The organism is Bacillus cereus group sp. BfR-BA-01310 (assembly GCF_022664325.1).
Classification (GTDB): Bacteria; Bacillota; Bacilli; order Bacillales; family Bacillaceae_G; genus Bacillus_A; species Bacillus_A paramycoides.
Genome location: NZ_JAKUHD010000003.1, coordinates 195,019 through 210,580, shown reverse-complemented (window position 1 = coordinate 210,580; position 15,562 = coordinate 195,019). Strand labels below are relative to the sequence as shown.

Here is a 15,562-nt window from a genome sequence, read left to right as displayed (position 1 = left end):
CTATTCGGTTATTTCTTTATGACTATCAATTGTCGTCCCTTCTAATGCTTGCGCTGCTAATTGATGTGCCTCTTTATTTTGTTTTCTAGATATCGGTTCACAAACAAACTTTAATTTCATTTGCTTCGCTTTTTGTTCAATTTGATCTAAGTAATGATTTAAATGTTCATCATAGCAAGGCCATTCACCAGCTAATTGCTGCAGTACAACTTGGGAATCTCCACGAAGTGTAACTGCTTCATATTTAATTCCTAATTCCTCAAGTATATTTATCCCGTATAATAATGCTGCATACTCCGCTTCGTTATTATCATATATGCCTTCTATGTATGCATTGCGACGAATTCGATAATTTGTATTTCCTTTTTTATAGTATACACATATGCCAACCCCAGCTTCTTTCGTCTGCACATCATAGCCACCATCAAAATAAACTTGAATTTCTTGAATCTCTTCCTCCACTTGCTTACTCAATTTTTTCATTTCTTTTAATGACCATTCCGCGTCCATTTCATCGTAAAATAAAAGCTCTTTTACCCTTCCTGTTTTCTCAAAATCCTCCGCAAATTGAAGTACTTCTTCTATGTTCATATAGTCTGTTGTTAATTCAGTTTGTAAACCGCGCTTCGTTTTATACAACCAATGCATTTTATATTTCATACTAGATTCCCCTTATATAAGACTTCTTATATTTATTTTATTATATTTTATCAAGAGTCACTGTATTATATTCAATATAATCACATACAAAAAGAGCCATCCTATATAAGGAACGGCTCTTTCACCTATTACATAAATCTTTCAAATTGTACTCGCTTATTAATCCAGTACATTACAGGCATACCAATCGCCATTACAACAAATTCACCAACTGCACACGTTAGCCATGTTAATAAAAATGGCAGATCAAATGCAAGATGAAGTTCGATTGCTATCATAAACATTGTGACTGTAAAGATCACTGTATTAAAAATCATACGAGCCCAAACACCTTTAATGAAGCGCATAGAAATAATAGTTGCAAGTAATGCAAGAATTGATTGCCCTACTCCAAATACTAAATCGTAAGCGATCATTGGTGAGAAAAAGAGATTCGTTAAAAATACACCTAATACAATCCCGTAAATTGCTTTCTTATTGAATACAACGAGATGGTTAAACATCTCTGAAATACGAAACTGTACATTCGTAAAGCCAAATGGCTGAATAAGCATAGAAACAGCAATATATAATGCCGCTAAAATACCATTACCGACTAATGTTCTTATATTCATGACAAAATCTCCTTAGTTTTTTTACGTGGGATGGTTTCGAACCACGTTATTCGTTTTTAGGCAACAAGATTACATTTTACGCAATATGCACTCTTCCGTCAATAGATTCCTATCATTAACTACCCTTTTTCTTATAGAAGACGTATAATATAACGTATGAAAGATTTAGGAGGTTCCATTTCATGACAGTAACAATTCAAAATGAAAAAGTGATCGTTTCCATTTCTGACAAAGGTGCAGAATTACAAAGCGTTCGCTTAAAAGAAGACAACACAGAATATTTATGGCAAGGTGATTCTACTTATTGGGGACGTCGTGCACCAATTTTGTTCCCAATCGTCGGTCGATTAGTAGAAAATACATACTACGTAGACGGTAAACCTTATTCATTAACACAACACGGTTTTGCTCGTGATCTAATGTTCTCTGTACAAGAACAAAGTGAAACAAAAATTACTTATAGCGTTACTAGTAATGAAGAGACATTAAAAAACTATCCATATGAATTTGAATTACTCGTTTCTTATGAAGTAGACGAACAAAATATACATGTTACATATGAAGTAAACAACCCCGCTTCAAAAGAGATGTTCTTTTCAATCGGAGCACACCCTGGATTCAACTGTCCTTTATTAGCCGGCGAATCATTTGCAGATTATCATCTATCATTTAATGGATCTGAACGTTTAGAAACTAGTATATTAGAAGGCCCTTTTCTTTCAAATGAAAAGGAACTAATCGCTGAAAATACAAAAGAATTGCCACTTACATATGATTTATTCAAAAATGACGCACTTATTTTTGAAAATATGAATACGAATGAAATTTCAATTCGTTCTCATAAACATAATAAATTTGTAAAAGTAGCATTTGATGGTTTCCCATTTGTCGGCGTGTGGACACCAGTAGATAACGCACCTTTCTTATGTATTGAACCTTGGTACGGAATTGCTGATGAAATAAAGCAAGCAAAAGATTTTAAAGAAAAAAAAGGAATTCAATCGTTACAAGCGAATGAAACATTTACATGTCGTTATAGCATTACAATTGGATAAGTACTCTATCCCCTACTTCTAAAAAGTTTTCACGTAGGGGATAACCTTATAAATGGAGGTTTCTCATTTTGATTGAAGTATATATCGATGGTGCATCAAAAGGAAATCCTGGACCTTCTGGAGCGGGAGTTTTTATTAAAGGCATACAGCCACCTGTACAATTATCATTACCACTTGGGACAATGTCCAACCATGAAGCTGAATACCACGCTTTACTTGCAGCATTAAAATATTGTGCAGAGCATAATTATAGCATTGTATCTTTTCGCACAGATTCCCAACTTGTTGAGCGAGCTGTTGAAAAAGAATACGCAAAAAATAAAATGTTTGCACCACTTCTAGAAGAAGCACTGCAATACATAAAAAATTTCGATCTCTTTTTTATTAAGTGGATTCCAAGTAGTCAAAATAAAGTCGCTGATGAATTAGCTAGAAAAGCTATTTTACAAAATTAACGGGGGTATGATTGTGAAAAAAGAGTGGATTGCTCCTCTCGCTTTATTATTTGTCTCTTTCATTTGGGGAGCTACGTTTGTTGTCGTTCAAAATGCTATGTCTTTTGTTGGGCCATTTACTTTTAATGGAATTCGCTTTTTATTCGCTGGAATTATTTTATTATTCGTTCAAATTATTTTCTCACAAAAACCTTCAAAACAAGATATAAAACAGAGTGGTCTCGCCGGATTGATTGTTGGATTCTTTTTATGTGTTGGCTATTTATTACAAACATTCGGTTTACTCTATACAACCTCTTCAAAAGCTGGTTTCTTAACAGGACTTAGTATCGTTATGGTTCCAATCCTGTCTTTTATCTTTTTAAAACAGCGGGCTACAATTTTCATCGTACTTGGTATTACTGTGGCAACAGCAGGTTTATACTTATTAACGGCTGGTGATTCTTTTCAATTAAACATTGGAGATATACTCGTTCTCGGTTGTGCTGTCGCTTTCGCTGCCCATATTCTTGTTAACGGTTTCTTTTCTAAGAAAATATCACCTTTATTACTAAGTACCTCTCAAGTATTAGCTGTCGGTATGTTTTCTTCTATTTGCGCTTTTTTGTTTGAAGATTGGGAAAAATTATTTTCAGTATCACTATGGACGAATCATTCCTTTTTATTCGCTCTATTTCTCACTTCCCTGTTTGCGACATCAATTGCTTTTTTCATTCAAACATCTGCACAAAAACACACTTCTCCAACGAGAGTAGCAATTATTTTCGCAATGGAGCCTGTTTTTGCAGCATTAACAGGCGTTCTAGTTGCAAACGAACAACTTTCTATTTCTGCCATTATCGGGTGTCTATGTATTTTCCTAGGTATGGTTTTTGTTGAACTACCTTCAAATGCAAAAAAAGAAGCGCGGGCTGCGTGAAGTTACGCTTGTAACTTCCGCATAAAAGCCTTAGCGCTTTTTTTATCTGTAATTTCTTCTTCTTTCAATCGTTCTAATAACGCAACAAAATAACTGCCATCAAACTGTAGTTGATGTTTGATCGTCGCTTCTATTGCCGCATTCACAATTCCATCAGATGCGCCAGTATATCCTTGTCCAAACATAATAAACCCTTGCGCTTCCTCTGATAACTTAAATCCTTTCGTATGTAAGAATGAAAGATAATCTTCTACTGTTTGCATGATATTCCCACCTACTCAAAAATTCTCCACCTTCTATCATACATGTTTTTACACTCTATGAGAATGAAATTTCTTTGACAACTTTGTAAACAGCTCGCCTACTCCTATAGCAAAAGAGGATTCTTCTACAATATTACGGAATATGTAAAGTGATAATTATTTTGTATTAAAGGAGAGACATAATGAAACAAGCACTATTAATTATTGATGCTCAACAAGAATTAATTGATGGGAACGAACAAGAAAATGAAGTTTTCCGTAAAACCGAGCTATTAGCTACACTAAATACCGCTGTACAGCAAGCAATAGATTCAAATGCCCTTATTGTGTTCGTAAGAGATACTGATGTTGCTTCTGGTACAGGAGAAGGATTTGAAGTACATAATCAAATTAAAGTGCCTCAATCTGCAATACTTATTAATAAACAAGCAACAAATGCATTCTACGGTACTTCTTTATATGAACTTTTAAAAGAAGAGAAGATAAATCATCTCGTTATAGGTGGATGTAAAACAGAACATTGCATCGATACTGCGGTTAGGACAGCAACTGTACAAGGCTTTGATGTTACTTTAATTAAAAATGGCCATTCAACAACTGATTCTAAAGTCTTATCCGCCGAGCAAATCATTCAGCACCATAATAAAACTTTACACGGTCATTATAACGTTGATCATTTTTCCGTTGTTAGAGATATTGAGGAAAACCTCTTTCAACCTACACATGACCAATATCGTGATTAAATTAACTATAAAAAAGAATCCTTTCGTGAAAAGGATTCTTTTTTATCCAAAAATTTGCGCTGCAATACTATATAGCTCATTATTCCTTTTTAATAATTGATCACTATTTTTCATCATAATTGGTGGTTTATTAACCTTTTGAAAACCAGTAATCTCTAATTCTTTCATGAAATTTCCCTGTCCTTCTGGTACATCAATTCTTAATTTACCATTATGCTCTCTTGCTAAATAATGAACAATTCTCATTGCCCTCGCATCATTTTTAGCAACGACTGGTCCTATTATTTTATTTTCTGGCGTTTGTATACTCATACCATACCCTAATACATTTTGTTGTATATCCTTTATAACAATACATTGTTCACTTTGTATAATTCGACACTTTAAAAACTCTTCTCTATTTGTTCCAAATGCATCTTCATCTATTTGTATTATTTCTTCTAAATCACATTCTTCATAATTCACAATATACTCTTCATTTCCTACACATTTATAATTCTTATTGTACGAGTTACATATGTATTTAGAAACATAGCTCACAGTCCTGAATCCTAGTTTTTCATATAAAGGCTTCCCCTCATCCGTAGCAATAAGCACTATTGGAGTTTGAGTTGATACGCTTTTAACGCATAAATCCGTTATCGCCTTTCCAATCCCTCTTCCTTTATAATCTGGATGTACAATTACCATTCCGATAGACGCTAACGTCTCTCCGTATAATATAATTGCCGCGCTTGCAATAAGCTCTTTCCTCTCATTCCATACGCCGTATACAATACCTGAATTAAAAATAGTTTCTATTTCTTCTCTGTTATAATCCCAACCAATATAAGAAGATAATGCTGCAATATCCTCTACTTCTTCTTTCCTAAGACACTCCACTCTTATTTCCAATTCAATCATTCCCCTATTCCTACAATAAGTACTTCCATTTTAGATATGATTCCAGCAAGTTTACAATTTGTTAACGGTACTGTCTTCATTAATGGGAAACGCTTTATACACATCGCTCCTCGACATATACAAAATTACTTTTGGACCTATATTTGGTAGTAGTAATCCAAAAAAATAAAAAGCTTGTAGTTTGATAATATCAAACTACAAGCTTTTTTTCATTCCATGGACTACACTCCCTCTTTTAAATCGAATTCATCACATCACCTAATACTTGTACAAAGTTTTGCAAAGAATAGAATATCTCAAGTTATTTTACTCGTAATAAGCTGACCAGCTTCATTTATAGTAACTTTCCATTTCACTCCACCAGAAGTCTTCATAATCACACCTTTACTCGCTTCTAGTTCAATATCTCCAAACATTCTTCCACCAGTTGTCGCCAACCAAGCATTCCCATTTTCCATAGAAGACCTTGCAAAAATACGATTAATTCGAAAACGCTTATGGTCTTGAGCATAACCGCTTAATGTAATTCTTACTTTATACAGCTGACTCGCCTTCATATTCGATATAATTGTATCCCCAACATTTAACGGGACATCCGATGCAATAACCCAACTTCCATTTGCACTTAATACATATTCAATTTTAATTTTCTTAGGACTCTCTCCCCATCCAAAATACATCCCAAAACAATTCAACATTGTTATCGGATTTTTTGTAAAGTCCAGTTCAATAACAACTGGATTACTATCCGGAACATCAATATAATTTACACTTTGTTCATCTATTAAATTAAAACAATTAGCGATACTTCCTCCGTACGGTAATTTCCCACTTACTTGCTTAACACTATACTTCTGCTGGGCATTTACTAAAATATCATCTTGATTCCCTATTAAATGTGGTTTATTTAATGTCAATGGTAACTGAATTCGAAGTGATTCCTCATAGGTAGACGTACAAACATTATATTGTCCCATATCTACAATAGTTGTTGAAAGTAAGTTTGAAAAAAGATAATTACGATAGGAATTAGAAGAAAATTCAATTACTATTGGTTCACTACTCATCCGGTACGTATCCCAAATCATACAACCAAATGTATTATACGCACCCGAGCAACGAATTACTTTTTTCGTTTGTTGCCTACATTGTACTTGAATATCCTGAAATGTATTTCCTGAACTTTCATTTGGTAAATCACTATTTCCATCGACTTCTATTCCATACTGACAACCATCAATAAAAATTGATTGAAATACATTTGCATTTATCCAGCAAGGGGCATTAATGTCATCTACATATTCTGTTTTCAAATATATTGCGGTTTGAAAGTTTTTAATTTGAATAAAATTAACTTGAAAGAAACTAATATAATCCCACGCTTTTTGACAATAAAAATGTATAGCTATTCCTTTATATGACGGCGTTGCATTTATTATATTTATATTTGATATAACAGATTGATTAGGTATTTCTATTTGTCGTGATCCAGAAACATAAATAACAGGGGATTGAAATATCGGATTTACAACTTGAATGGTACCACCAGTTATAGAAGCATTATTTTGTAGTTCAAACGCAGTAAAATCCCCATCAATTTGCACTGTTACAGTAGGATCCAACTCTAACCTTACATTTGATTTAATAACGATCGGCTTTAAAACTTTATACGTATTTACTCCTGTAATTCTCACCGTCGAAATCCGATTCGACACACAATAATCAATAGCTTGTTGAATTGCTAATGAACTATCATTCCCTAAGTTCGGAACGGCTCCAAAACAATCAATATGAACACTACTTCCTGGTGCACAATTTTCTTGTGATGAAATATATTCTGACAAAATAAATTCACTCCTCATATTGCTCTTTTCATATCATATGCTGTTTTCTTCTTAAGAGTTTCTGTAATAAAAAAAACAAACAACCTCTATGGTCATTTGTTTAATTCATATATACCTTTTGTTTCTTCTACCATTTTAGTTAACGAGAAATATACTTCTGCTTTTTCTCGTGCGTTCACTCTAATATCATTCACCTTTTCTTCATTTCCCTGTAATTCCTTAAGTGCATCCGCAAATAAATAATCGCAATATTCAGGTATCAGCACACCCGATTCTCCATCTATTATCGCTTCATTTATTCCTCCGACATCTATCGAAACAATTGGTGTTCCGGTAGCCATCGCTTCAATTACTACCATTGGAAACACTTCACGAAAAGATAATAAAAGTAACGCATCCATATTTCCGATAAACTCATGTGGCTCTGAAATATTCCCTAGCATCTTTACACTTTGTTGCAAACCATATTTTTCTATTTCTTCCATAATAGATTCTTTCTCTGGTCCATCACCAGCAATGTAAAACAAAAAATCTTTTCTCGTTCTCAACACATTTGCAATTTTAACAAATAGTTGATGGTTTTTTTCCTTTGATAATCTTGCTAATATACCTATCTTATAAACAGATTCTTTCTTTTTCTGTTGGAATAAAAATTTTTCAATATCCACACCATTATAAATTGTTCTTATCTTTTCTTCAGCGACACGAATTGAAATTAAATTATTCTTTTCAAACTCACTTACTGTAATAATATTATTCACATATTCATTCATGAAGTAACGAAAGACCCTTGGTATTTTCTTTTCTAATATGGTTACATTATGTTTCGTATACACGACTTTTATCTTTCTTTTAATAAACTTTTGAAGTATGAAAGCATACAATACCATTCGCAAACTATTCGCATGAATGATATCTATCTTTCGTTTATAAATTTCTTTTCGTAAGTAATATATATTTCTTAAATGATTCGATCGACTAAGTAAAATAAAATTTTCTTTTCTAGCAAGAGATTGATATAATTCCCCATCGCCTGCAGCTGTATAAATTGTAAAACTCTCACATTGTAAATTATTTTCTAATTTACAAAAGTAACTCTCGGCTCCCCCAGTTATCAACTTATCTGTCATCAACAATATATTCATAATCTTGTCTTCTCCATTACATTAATTTTATTTTTTCTATAAGCATGATAAGCATACTTACTAAAATAAAAGAAAGTTTGCACTAAATTAAGAGGTTTTTGCGCTCTTAATAACTTCCAATAACGGAAAGCCGCTCTTATTTTATTTCTTGAAACGGAATTTGTAACAATTCGATATTTTGCTAACATTTGCTGTATCCCGTTCGCTTCATATCCTTTATATAACAATTCTAGCCATAACGCTGTATCTTCAGGTTGTACGCTAGGCATTTCAATATAAGGGACTTTCTCACGATCAATCATCACCGTTAGACACCCAATAATTGTATTTCCCATTAAATAATGATAATCAACAGATTTCGGTACGTTCACCTCTCTATTCAGATCATTACCATTTTCATCTATTAAACTATAAGAGGTATACGAAAACGCAACATTTGTTTCTTCCATAAATAACAATTGCGTCTGCAATTTATTCGGTAGCCAAATATCGTCACTATCTAAAAAGGCAATATATCTTCCTCTCGCTTCTTTAATCGCCATATTTCGAGCTTTAGCAGCACCCATATTTTCATTTAATGATAATAACCGAATTCGTGAATCCCTTTCTATCATCTCTTTAATCTTTACAGCTGAGTGGTCCGTTGAAGCATCATCAACGATAAGCATTTCCCAATTTTCATAAGATTGACTCTGCACAGATGTGATTGTCTCACCTATAAAACGTAGACTATTATAAGAAGGTGTTATTATAGAAACTCGAGGCGTCTCGTTATGTACTGATAGACACTTTACCATCTATCGTTCCCCTTCCTTCATATATTGAAATGTATTTCATAACAACTGCTAAAAATAGAAAGAAAGCTTCGTTAATAATAAGTGACAATGACATCATCTGAAATAAAAATGCAATCATAGTCAATAAAAGATATGGCTTTTCACGGAACAAGTTATACTTAGTCAACTTCACCATTAGAATACATAAAAAAGCACTGTATAAAAGGAAACCAATTGTACCCGATTCAGATAAAATTTCTAAAAATGTATTGTGCACATATAGTTTTTCATTGAACTGATACTCATAATAATTCGAGAAATTAAACGCACCGATACCGATATATGGATTAGATAAAAAATATTTGAAAGCAGCTTCCCATAGTGTAAATCTGCCACTCCCATTATCGTGCGAAAAATCAGAAATCCGATTATTCAATATATCATCTAGTTCTCCACCCATTAATACATTCGATAAACTAAAAACAACAACACTAAACAATACTAAACCCATTATTAGTTTTACTTTTTTAGCAAAACTGGACATGCATACATATACAAAAATGACGAGTACAATCGCTAAAATACCACCTCTTGAAAAGGTTAATAAACTCGTTGTAACACATAGAATCAATCCTATTAGATTGGTTATATTATTTAAATTAGTCATATAATACATAAAAAATATTGTATTATAAAAAATAAAAATATTGGGATCATCTAATAATCCGATTAATCTTGGATACCCTCTATCTACTAATAATCCAGCATAAACCTCTCTCTCTTCTCCGCCATGTAATCCAAAATGTTGTAATCCGACTATATAGAGTATGAGACTCACAATATTAAATATTAATCCTACATAGACAATGGCTGACTCGAGTACTACTATTTCGGTGTTACCCAATAAATTCCTCATAATAAAATAACACCCTAAAACAAGTAATACGCCAAAAATCATACGAATACTAGCGCTTAAATATATAGAAAGAATGCCACTTAAACAATAGATGAAATAAAACAGCAAAAATACAACTTCATGAAAATATAGCTTTCGAATATAAAAATCTTTAATTGTTAAACAAAAATAAATGACTAGAAAAATCATGTATATCTTTAAAGAAAATCCGATATATATGTTGTATTTACTTAGCATTACAAACAAGATTAGAAGAAAAATCCATTTCATCGAAATTTGCATATTATTTTCCATAGGCTATATCCCCTGCTTCGTAATATAATCCTTTTCTCGTGTTTTTCTTATAAATGAAAGAATAAGTTTTTTTAACTCATAATCATATAGGAATATACCAACTACTACGATAAACGTATGAAGTACAAGTGCAATCAAATTGTACGTATGCAACATATATTGCACTCCTATAAAAGTTATGCCAAAGTAAATTGTATAAGGGATTACTATTTGAAATGCAATTTTTTTCTTCACTACACTTACTGTTATATACCCAACTAAGGCCACTATCTCAAATAAAACCATAGCATAAGCTGCTCCTATAACTCCCCAAATACTACTGAAGCTATATAGCATAATCCCACCAATTACTAGAGCAATACACTGCACGGCAGTTCTTTTTTTTTGACCCCCACTCGTTGTTAAACCATCAGCGATAGCAATATTTATACTTTGTAACACAATAAGGAAAGATAATATTTGAAGTGGCTTTACTGCATTACTCCATTCCTCATGAAAAAATATAGAAATAAAATATGGCGCTAAATTATATAAGCCTATCGTCATACATATGCCCACAACTGCCATTGATTTCATTTGAAGCATATTTAATTTCGTATGCTCTTCTAAATTATTTTGGTTATAATGTTTAAAGAGCACCGGGAAAAACGCTCCTGCAATTACCCCCGGCACTTGGTATAAAGCTGCTGGCATCCGATAAGCAACCGCGAAAACACCTACCATACTTAATGACAATGTATAGTTGAGTAAAATAGGTGCTAATTGTGGCGTACTCATTATTAAAAACCCACTTACAATAAAAGGTGTTAATTGCCAAAATAATCCTTTGTGAACTATTACTTTCATATTCATATTCGTTTTTCTTCTCATTACGTAAAAACTAAATAAACCACCGATCATATAACCAAAACCATATAAGCGAGCCGTTATATACACTGGTAATTCTCCGAAAATGCAAAAGCATGTAATTATAATAACAACTGATGCTGATACAACTTTAATTAGTGCTATATATTTCATACGTTCCATAAGCTGAAAATAGGCAATCCCTATATTTTGCCATGTGAGGCCTATTAACATCAGAAACATTACGTTTAACATCATATAAATTAAATCCTTATCATCGTACACATAATGAATAGTTATATAACCAATTACAGAAATAAAAATAAGAAGAAGCATCCTTATTTTTATGTATGAAGATACAATCTTCCCTAAATCTACTCCTTCCTTTGCTCCTTCTCGAAGAAATGTATTACTAAGTCCTAAATCTGTAAAAAATAACATAACAAACGTTAATGCTATCGCAACACTAAACATCCCATAATTTTGTGCATTAAAAAAGTTGGCTAAAGCAATTAAGCTAATGGCTTGAAGAAGATTAGCTAAAATCGTACTATAAAATAGATGTACAATATTATTTAGAATGGATCTACCCATACCAGTTCTCCTTTGCATGTAACCTACCTATATTTGTATACAATTATATTTACTATGTTTTTTTATCTTGCACCATTCCCATTCAATACAATAAAAACTGTCTTACATAAAATACGAATATCCATCCTAATCGTTTTCAATTCCACATATTCCATATCAAACTTCAACTTTTCTCTCGGATCAAGATTATATCCTCCATTTATTTGTGCCCATCCTGTTAGCCCTGGTTTCACTAATAAACGGTTCTTGAATTCTGGAATATTAGCTTCAAATTTTTTATAAAAATACTCTCTCTCTGGTCTAGGGCCAACAAAAGACATATCACCTTTTAAAATATTTATAAGTTGTGGTAATTCATCAATTCTCGTTTTTCTTATAAACAATCCAACCTTTGTAATTCTTGGATCATTTTCGTTTGCCCATTGCGGTCCGTTCTTTTCAGCATCCTTTACCATCGACCTTAATTTAAATAAATTAAACTTCTTTCCGTTTATTCCTAAGCGCTCTTGAAAATAGATTGGAGCCCCAGGTGTTTCTAAAGCAATCAAAATACAAAAGAACAACATAAGTGGTAACATTATTAGTAACAATATGAGTGAAAATATTACATCAAACAAGCGTTTTACACTTCGATTCAAAATGCTACTCTTTTCTTGAGCCGGAATAGTATACAACTTAGCTTGATTTGTTTCACGAATCATGGATCGTTACCCCCAAATTCAAGAATATAAAACTATACCTAGCAATTCACATTCTTTCCGCTTTATGTCCGCGATTACTTTTTGTACTGCACTCAATGAATCTTTTCGTTTTTTGACTGCCAAAATTACTCCATCACATTTCTCCGCAATAAAATGCGTAACAGGAAGCTCAAACACTTCAGATGAATAAAAGAAAATGTAATCAAACTCTTCTTTCCACTTGTCTATTACATTATCAAATTCATCCATAGCAACTAAGGGCGTTCCAATATGTACAGTCTTTTTTGCAGGAATACAATATAAGTATTCAGAAAGATCACTAGAAAAAGATTCATAATTTAAGGTAGAAGAGCTTATTATATCGTTTACTGTTGTCATATGATTACTTTGTAACAATAGATGCAGCTTAGGATCAGAAAAATTCACATCGACAAGTAACACTTTTTTCTTCATTTCCGCAAAAACTAATCCCATATTTACTATTAGTAAAGCAACAGCGCCTCTATCCTTAGTCGAACTAACTGTGAATACTTGTTTTCCCGATTTTTTCAACTCATGATATACAGTATAAAATTGCTCTTTCATTACAGCATCATGCGGATCGAACTTCAGCTGTTTCTTTCTCTTAAACATCGACATGTTCACCTCCATATATAGATGATTGCGTTTCAACTTCTGTAGATTTTCTCTTTCTTTTTGGCTCCATATTTATGTGACCAATAACAGAGACTGTTGTTATTTTCTCTAAATCTTGTTCCACATATATACGCTCATCAAAATAATCCCGAAGTACAGCTAAACCAATGCCAACAAAAAAACTAACAATTAAAGAGATAGGAATAATAAGTTGTAATTTCGGAAACAATTTCTCCGCTTTTTCCTGTAACTCTGGACTAATTAATATTTTTACGCCCTGTACATTCGTATACTGTTGAAAGCTTTTTTGAGATTGTTCTGCCAATGTCTTTACAATCTCTTTAACGACTTGAGGATCTGAATCTTTTACTGTTACAGTAACAATTTGCGAGTTGTCCGTATTCACCACCGAAATTTTTTGTGCTAATTCATAACTTGATTGTTCTAATTTTAAAGTGTTTTTTACTGTCGAAATAATTAGTGGACTTTTTAAAATATCAACAAACGATGTTACGAGTTGCTTATTTTCTTGTGTTTTATTCGCTGTATTTTCCTTATTAAACTCATCTAAATTCCCAACAAGGATTTGCGCTGAATATTGATACGAAGGCTTTAGCACATACATAGAAATAAGAACTAGAGAAACGGTTAAACAACACATCGTCAAAATAATCGTTACGAATCTTCTTTTCAATAACTGTTGAAAATCTTTTATACTCATTTCTTGCCTCAATTATTTCACCGCCTTTGTCTGAATAACGTCCTGCAAGTCATTTTCTACAGATAACTCTTTCTTATCTCTATCCGCTCGCTTTGTTACATACTTTCCGACCCTAAATGCAAATTTTTCTACAAATACATACGAAATCGTTGCAAGTATAAACGACATAATAAGCGACATAATTAAAACAATAGGTAATGGTACTGTTTCATGGAGCATGTATATAAGGGAAAATAAAGATATAGTGTGGTATAAATAAAGACTGTAAGAAATCTTCCCCAAATATAACAAGTATTTATTATGCAGCAAAGATGACAAAGTTGATACTGACAAGCTTAATATGACAAATAGACATGCACTTATCGCTACTGCGTAGTCTCGAAATACGAAATTATTGAGCACATTAATTTCTCCAATAATCCCTTCATACATATAAAGAAAAACCGCTAATAAAAACCATAAAATTTTCTTGTTTTTGGTACAATTACTAAAAAACATTATTAAATGTTTTTTATACTTCGCAACTTGCGCTCCAAATAAAAACAGTACTGTGTAATACAACGTTAATGCATAGCTTGTCAATGTTAAACCAGAGTGAAATAAAAATAATATTACGACAGAACATATACTAAAACTAAACAAGCATAATAATGAATACCAAATTGTTTTTCGTAAACATATCATTAAAACTAACGGAAAAATTATTGATATTCGCATTTCATGTACAAGTGACCAAATCACACTGTTATATGCATCTGTATTATATTTCCCGATCAATAAAACATGTTGTGCTATTAAGCTTAAAGAGCTTTCAATCGTCCATGAGCGATTAAACCATTCACTTAAATAAGAAATACCATATTCACTTATTGTAGTCTGGCATATAATAGCTATAATTATTGCTACAATATATGGAATATATATTCTGCATATACGTTTTAAAAGGTATGATCCATAGCTACTATAGTTTTTTCGAATGGATTCATACAAAACAAATCCACTCAAAACAAAAAAGATAATAACAGATTCGTTACCACTACTAAAAATAAGACGAGCAGGCGTTTCTTTTAATAGATATACAACAAATGGTTTATTATCTTCATAACTGTAATTTTGATATGCTGAGAAAATCATTAGATGATGTCCAATCATTACTAAAAATGAAGAAATTCCCCTTATAGAATCCAGTTCTTCATACCTCTTCATCGTTTTACATCAACTCCTAATGAAATGATGATAATAATCATTTCAAAGCGACACCTTTATTCATATTCCTCTCCCTTCTTTTCATTCCATTTTTTCATATTAAAATGATTTTATATTATAAATTTGAGTGTATTGTAACATTTTTTGTAATATTTTGAATAGAAAATCCCAATAATTGGTATATACCAATTTCAACCTCGAAAAATGGGAAATATTGATAGAAAAACACCATAAATATACCTTGCATATTTATTAAATCTATAAAGGAAAT

General features: G+C 32.2%; 18 protein-coding genes and 1 riboswitch. Of the genes, 5 read left to right on the top strand and 13 right to left on the bottom strand.

The genetic code is table 11. The annotated features are described in order from the left end of the window. Both MR109_RS09150 and MR109_RS09145 read right to left on the bottom strand, forming a co-directional pair. The gene (locus MR109_RS09150) at positions 1 to 660 is read right to left on the bottom strand and encodes a ribonuclease H family protein (protein ID WP_002171226.1); all 660 of its coding nucleotides are present in this window, start codon (positions 658 to 660) and stop codon (positions 1 to 3) included. A 128-nt stretch (positions 661 to 788) separates the two neighbouring features. Then, a complete protein-coding gene (locus MR109_RS09145) occupies positions 789 to 1,274 on the bottom strand; it encodes a QueT transporter family protein (protein ID WP_002171225.1) in 486 nt (161 codons plus the stop codon). A 6-nt stretch (positions 1,275 to 1,280) separates the two neighbouring features. After that, positions 1,281 to 1,325: riboswitch (PreQ1 riboswitch) on the bottom strand. A gap of 131 nt (positions 1,326 to 1,456) precedes the next feature. On the opposite strand from MR109_RS09145, the gene MR109_RS09140 reads away from it, so the two are divergent. The 3 genes from MR109_RS09140 to MR109_RS09130 all read left to right on the top strand — a co-directional run bounded on the left by MR109_RS09140 (position 1,457) and on the right by MR109_RS09130 (position 3,703). Further along, entirely contained in the window at positions 1,457 to 2,329 is an 873-nt protein-coding gene (locus tag MR109_RS09140; RefSeq protein WP_242271825.1) for an aldose 1-epimerase family protein, read from the top strand. Between the two features lie 68 nt (positions 2,330 to 2,397). Continuing rightward, a complete protein-coding gene (locus tag MR109_RS09135; RefSeq protein WP_048373284.1) occupies positions 2,398 to 2,784 on the top strand; it encodes a reverse transcriptase-like protein in 387 nt (128 codons plus the stop codon). A gap of 13 nt (positions 2,785 to 2,797) precedes the next feature. Next, positions 2,798 to 3,703, top strand: a complete 906-nt coding sequence (locus MR109_RS09130) for a DMT family transporter (RefSeq protein WP_141548719.1) — start codon at positions 2,798 to 2,800, stop codon at positions 3,701 to 3,703. A gap of 2 nt (positions 3,704 to 3,705) precedes the next feature. On the opposite strand, the gene MR109_RS09125 is transcribed toward MR109_RS09130, so the two are convergent. Next, positions 3,706 to 3,966: a DUF6123 family protein gene (locus MR109_RS09125; protein WP_001195212.1), complete on the bottom strand. Its 261-nt coding sequence runs from the start codon at positions 3,964 to 3,966 to the stop codon at positions 3,706 to 3,708. A 182-nt stretch (positions 3,967 to 4,148) separates the two neighbouring features. Here MR109_RS09125 and MR109_RS09120 point away from each other — a divergent pair, with 182 nt between their 5' ends. Further along, a complete protein-coding gene (locus MR109_RS09120) occupies positions 4,149 to 4,709 on the top strand; it encodes a cysteine hydrolase family protein (RefSeq protein ID WP_242271822.1) in 561 nt (186 codons plus the stop codon). Between the two features lie 42 nt (positions 4,710 to 4,751). Here MR109_RS09120 and MR109_RS09115 read toward each other — a convergent pair whose 3' ends face one another. Continuing rightward, positions 4,752 to 5,612 carry a GNAT family N-acetyltransferase gene (locus MR109_RS09115; RefSeq protein ID WP_242271820.1) on the bottom strand — a complete coding sequence of 287 codons (861 nt, stop codon included), beginning with the start codon at positions 5,610 to 5,612 and terminating at the stop codon, positions 4,752 to 4,754. A 36-nt stretch (positions 5,613 to 5,648) separates the two neighbouring features. Between MR109_RS09115 and MR109_RS30385 the strand changes: the two genes are divergently transcribed. Then, a complete protein-coding gene (locus MR109_RS30385) occupies positions 5,649 to 5,762 on the top strand; it encodes a hypothetical protein (protein ID WP_374202572.1) in 114 nt (37 codons plus the stop codon). Positions 5,763 to 5,908: 146 nt separating this feature from the next. Here MR109_RS30385 and MR109_RS09110 read toward each other — a convergent pair whose 3' ends face one another. The 9 genes from MR109_RS09110 to MR109_RS09070 form a co-directional block, all read right to left on the bottom strand. After that, the gene (locus MR109_RS09110) at positions 5,909 to 7,456 is read right to left on the bottom strand and encodes a glycoside hydrolase family protein (protein ID WP_242271818.1); all 1,548 of its coding nucleotides are present in this window, start codon (positions 7,454 to 7,456) and stop codon (positions 5,909 to 5,911) included. A 92-nt stretch (positions 7,457 to 7,548) separates the two neighbouring features. Next, positions 7,549 to 8,601 (bottom strand): glycosyltransferase family 4 protein, encoded by a 1,053-nt coding sequence (locus MR109_RS09105; protein WP_098789026.1) that lies wholly within the window; start codon positions 8,599 to 8,601, stop codon positions 7,549 to 7,551. Continuing rightward, entirely contained in the window at positions 8,598 to 9,398 is an 801-nt protein-coding gene (locus MR109_RS09100; RefSeq protein ID WP_071720974.1) for a glycosyltransferase family 2 protein, read from the bottom strand. Before MR109_RS09100 ends, MR109_RS09105 begins: the two co-directional genes overlap by 4 nt. Further along, positions 9,373 to 10,587 (bottom strand): O-antigen ligase family protein, encoded by a 1,215-nt coding sequence (locus MR109_RS09095; RefSeq protein WP_098306095.1) that lies wholly within the window; start codon positions 10,585 to 10,587, stop codon positions 9,373 to 9,375. Before MR109_RS09095 ends, MR109_RS09100 begins: the two co-directional genes overlap by 26 nt. A 3-nt stretch (positions 10,588 to 10,590) precedes the next feature. Then, entirely contained in the window at positions 10,591 to 12,027 is a 1,437-nt protein-coding gene (locus tag MR109_RS09090; RefSeq protein WP_242271816.1) for an oligosaccharide flippase family protein, read from the bottom strand. A 62-nt stretch (positions 12,028 to 12,089) separates the two neighbouring features. Beyond that, a complete protein-coding gene (locus MR109_RS09085; RefSeq protein ID WP_242271814.1) occupies positions 12,090 to 12,728 on the bottom strand; it encodes a sugar transferase in 639 nt (212 codons plus the stop codon). 18 nt (positions 12,729 to 12,746) lie between these two features. Further along, on the bottom strand, positions 12,747 to 13,367 hold the full coding sequence (locus MR109_RS09080; RefSeq protein WP_071720983.1) for a CpsD/CapB family tyrosine-protein kinase: 621 nt from the start codon (positions 13,365 to 13,367) through the stop codon (positions 12,747 to 12,749). Continuing rightward, a complete protein-coding gene (locus MR109_RS09075; protein WP_242271811.1) occupies positions 13,354 to 14,097 on the bottom strand; it encodes a YveK family protein in 744 nt (247 codons plus the stop codon). Before MR109_RS09075 ends, MR109_RS09080 begins: the two co-directional genes overlap by 14 nt. Then, positions 14,098 to 15,291 (bottom strand): acyltransferase family protein, encoded by a 1,194-nt coding sequence (locus MR109_RS09070; protein ID WP_242271810.1) that lies wholly within the window; start codon positions 15,289 to 15,291, stop codon positions 14,098 to 14,100. Positions 15,292 to 15,562 lie beyond the last annotated feature (271 nt).

Coding starts and splice junctions, on each gene's coding strand:
- MR109_RS09150 (WP_002171226.1), bottom strand. CDS start 660: ATGAAATATAAAATGCATTGGTTGTATAAAACGAAGCGCGGTTTACAA.
- MR109_RS09145 (WP_002171225.1), bottom strand. CDS start 1,274: ATGAATATAAGAACATTAGTCGGTAATGGTATTTTAGCGGCATTATAT.
- MR109_RS09140 (WP_242271825.1), top strand. CDS start 1,457: ATGACAGTAACAATTCAAAATGAAAAAGTGATCGTTTCCATTTCTGAC.
- MR109_RS09125 (WP_001195212.1), bottom strand. CDS start 3,966: ATGCAAACAGTAGAAGATTATCTTTCATTCTTACATACGAAAGGATTT.
- MR109_RS09120 (WP_242271822.1), top strand. CDS start 4,149: ATGAAACAAGCACTATTAATTATTGATGCTCAACAAGAATTAATTGAT.
- MR109_RS09115 (WP_242271820.1), bottom strand. CDS start 5,612: ATGATTGAATTGGAAATAAGAGTGGAGTGTCTTAGGAAAGAAGAAGTA.
- MR109_RS30385 (WP_374202572.1), top strand. CDS start 5,649: ATGATTCCAGCAAGTTTACAATTTGTTAACGGTACTGTCTTCATTAAT.
- MR109_RS09105 (WP_098789026.1), bottom strand. CDS start 8,601: ATGAATATATTGTTGATGACAGATAAGTTGATAACTGGGGGAGCCGAG.
- MR109_RS09100 (WP_071720974.1), bottom strand. CDS start 9,398: ATGGTAAAGTGTCTATCAGTACATAACGAGACGCCTCGAGTTTCTATA.
- MR109_RS09095 (WP_098306095.1), bottom strand. CDS start 10,587: ATGGAAAATAATATGCAAATTTCGATGAAATGGATTTTTCTTCTAATC.
- MR109_RS09090 (WP_242271816.1), bottom strand. CDS start 12,027: ATGGGTAGATCCATTCTAAATAATATTGTACATCTATTTTATAGTACG.
- MR109_RS09085 (WP_242271814.1), bottom strand. CDS start 12,728: ATGATTCGTGAAACAAATCAAGCTAAGTTGTATACTATTCCGGCTCAA.
- MR109_RS09080 (WP_071720983.1), bottom strand. CDS start 13,367: ATGTCGATGTTTAAGAGAAAGAAACAGCTGAAGTTCGATCCGCATGAT.
- MR109_RS09070 (WP_242271810.1), bottom strand. CDS start 15,291: ATGAAGAGGTATGAAGAACTGGATTCTATAAGGGGAATTTCTTCATTT.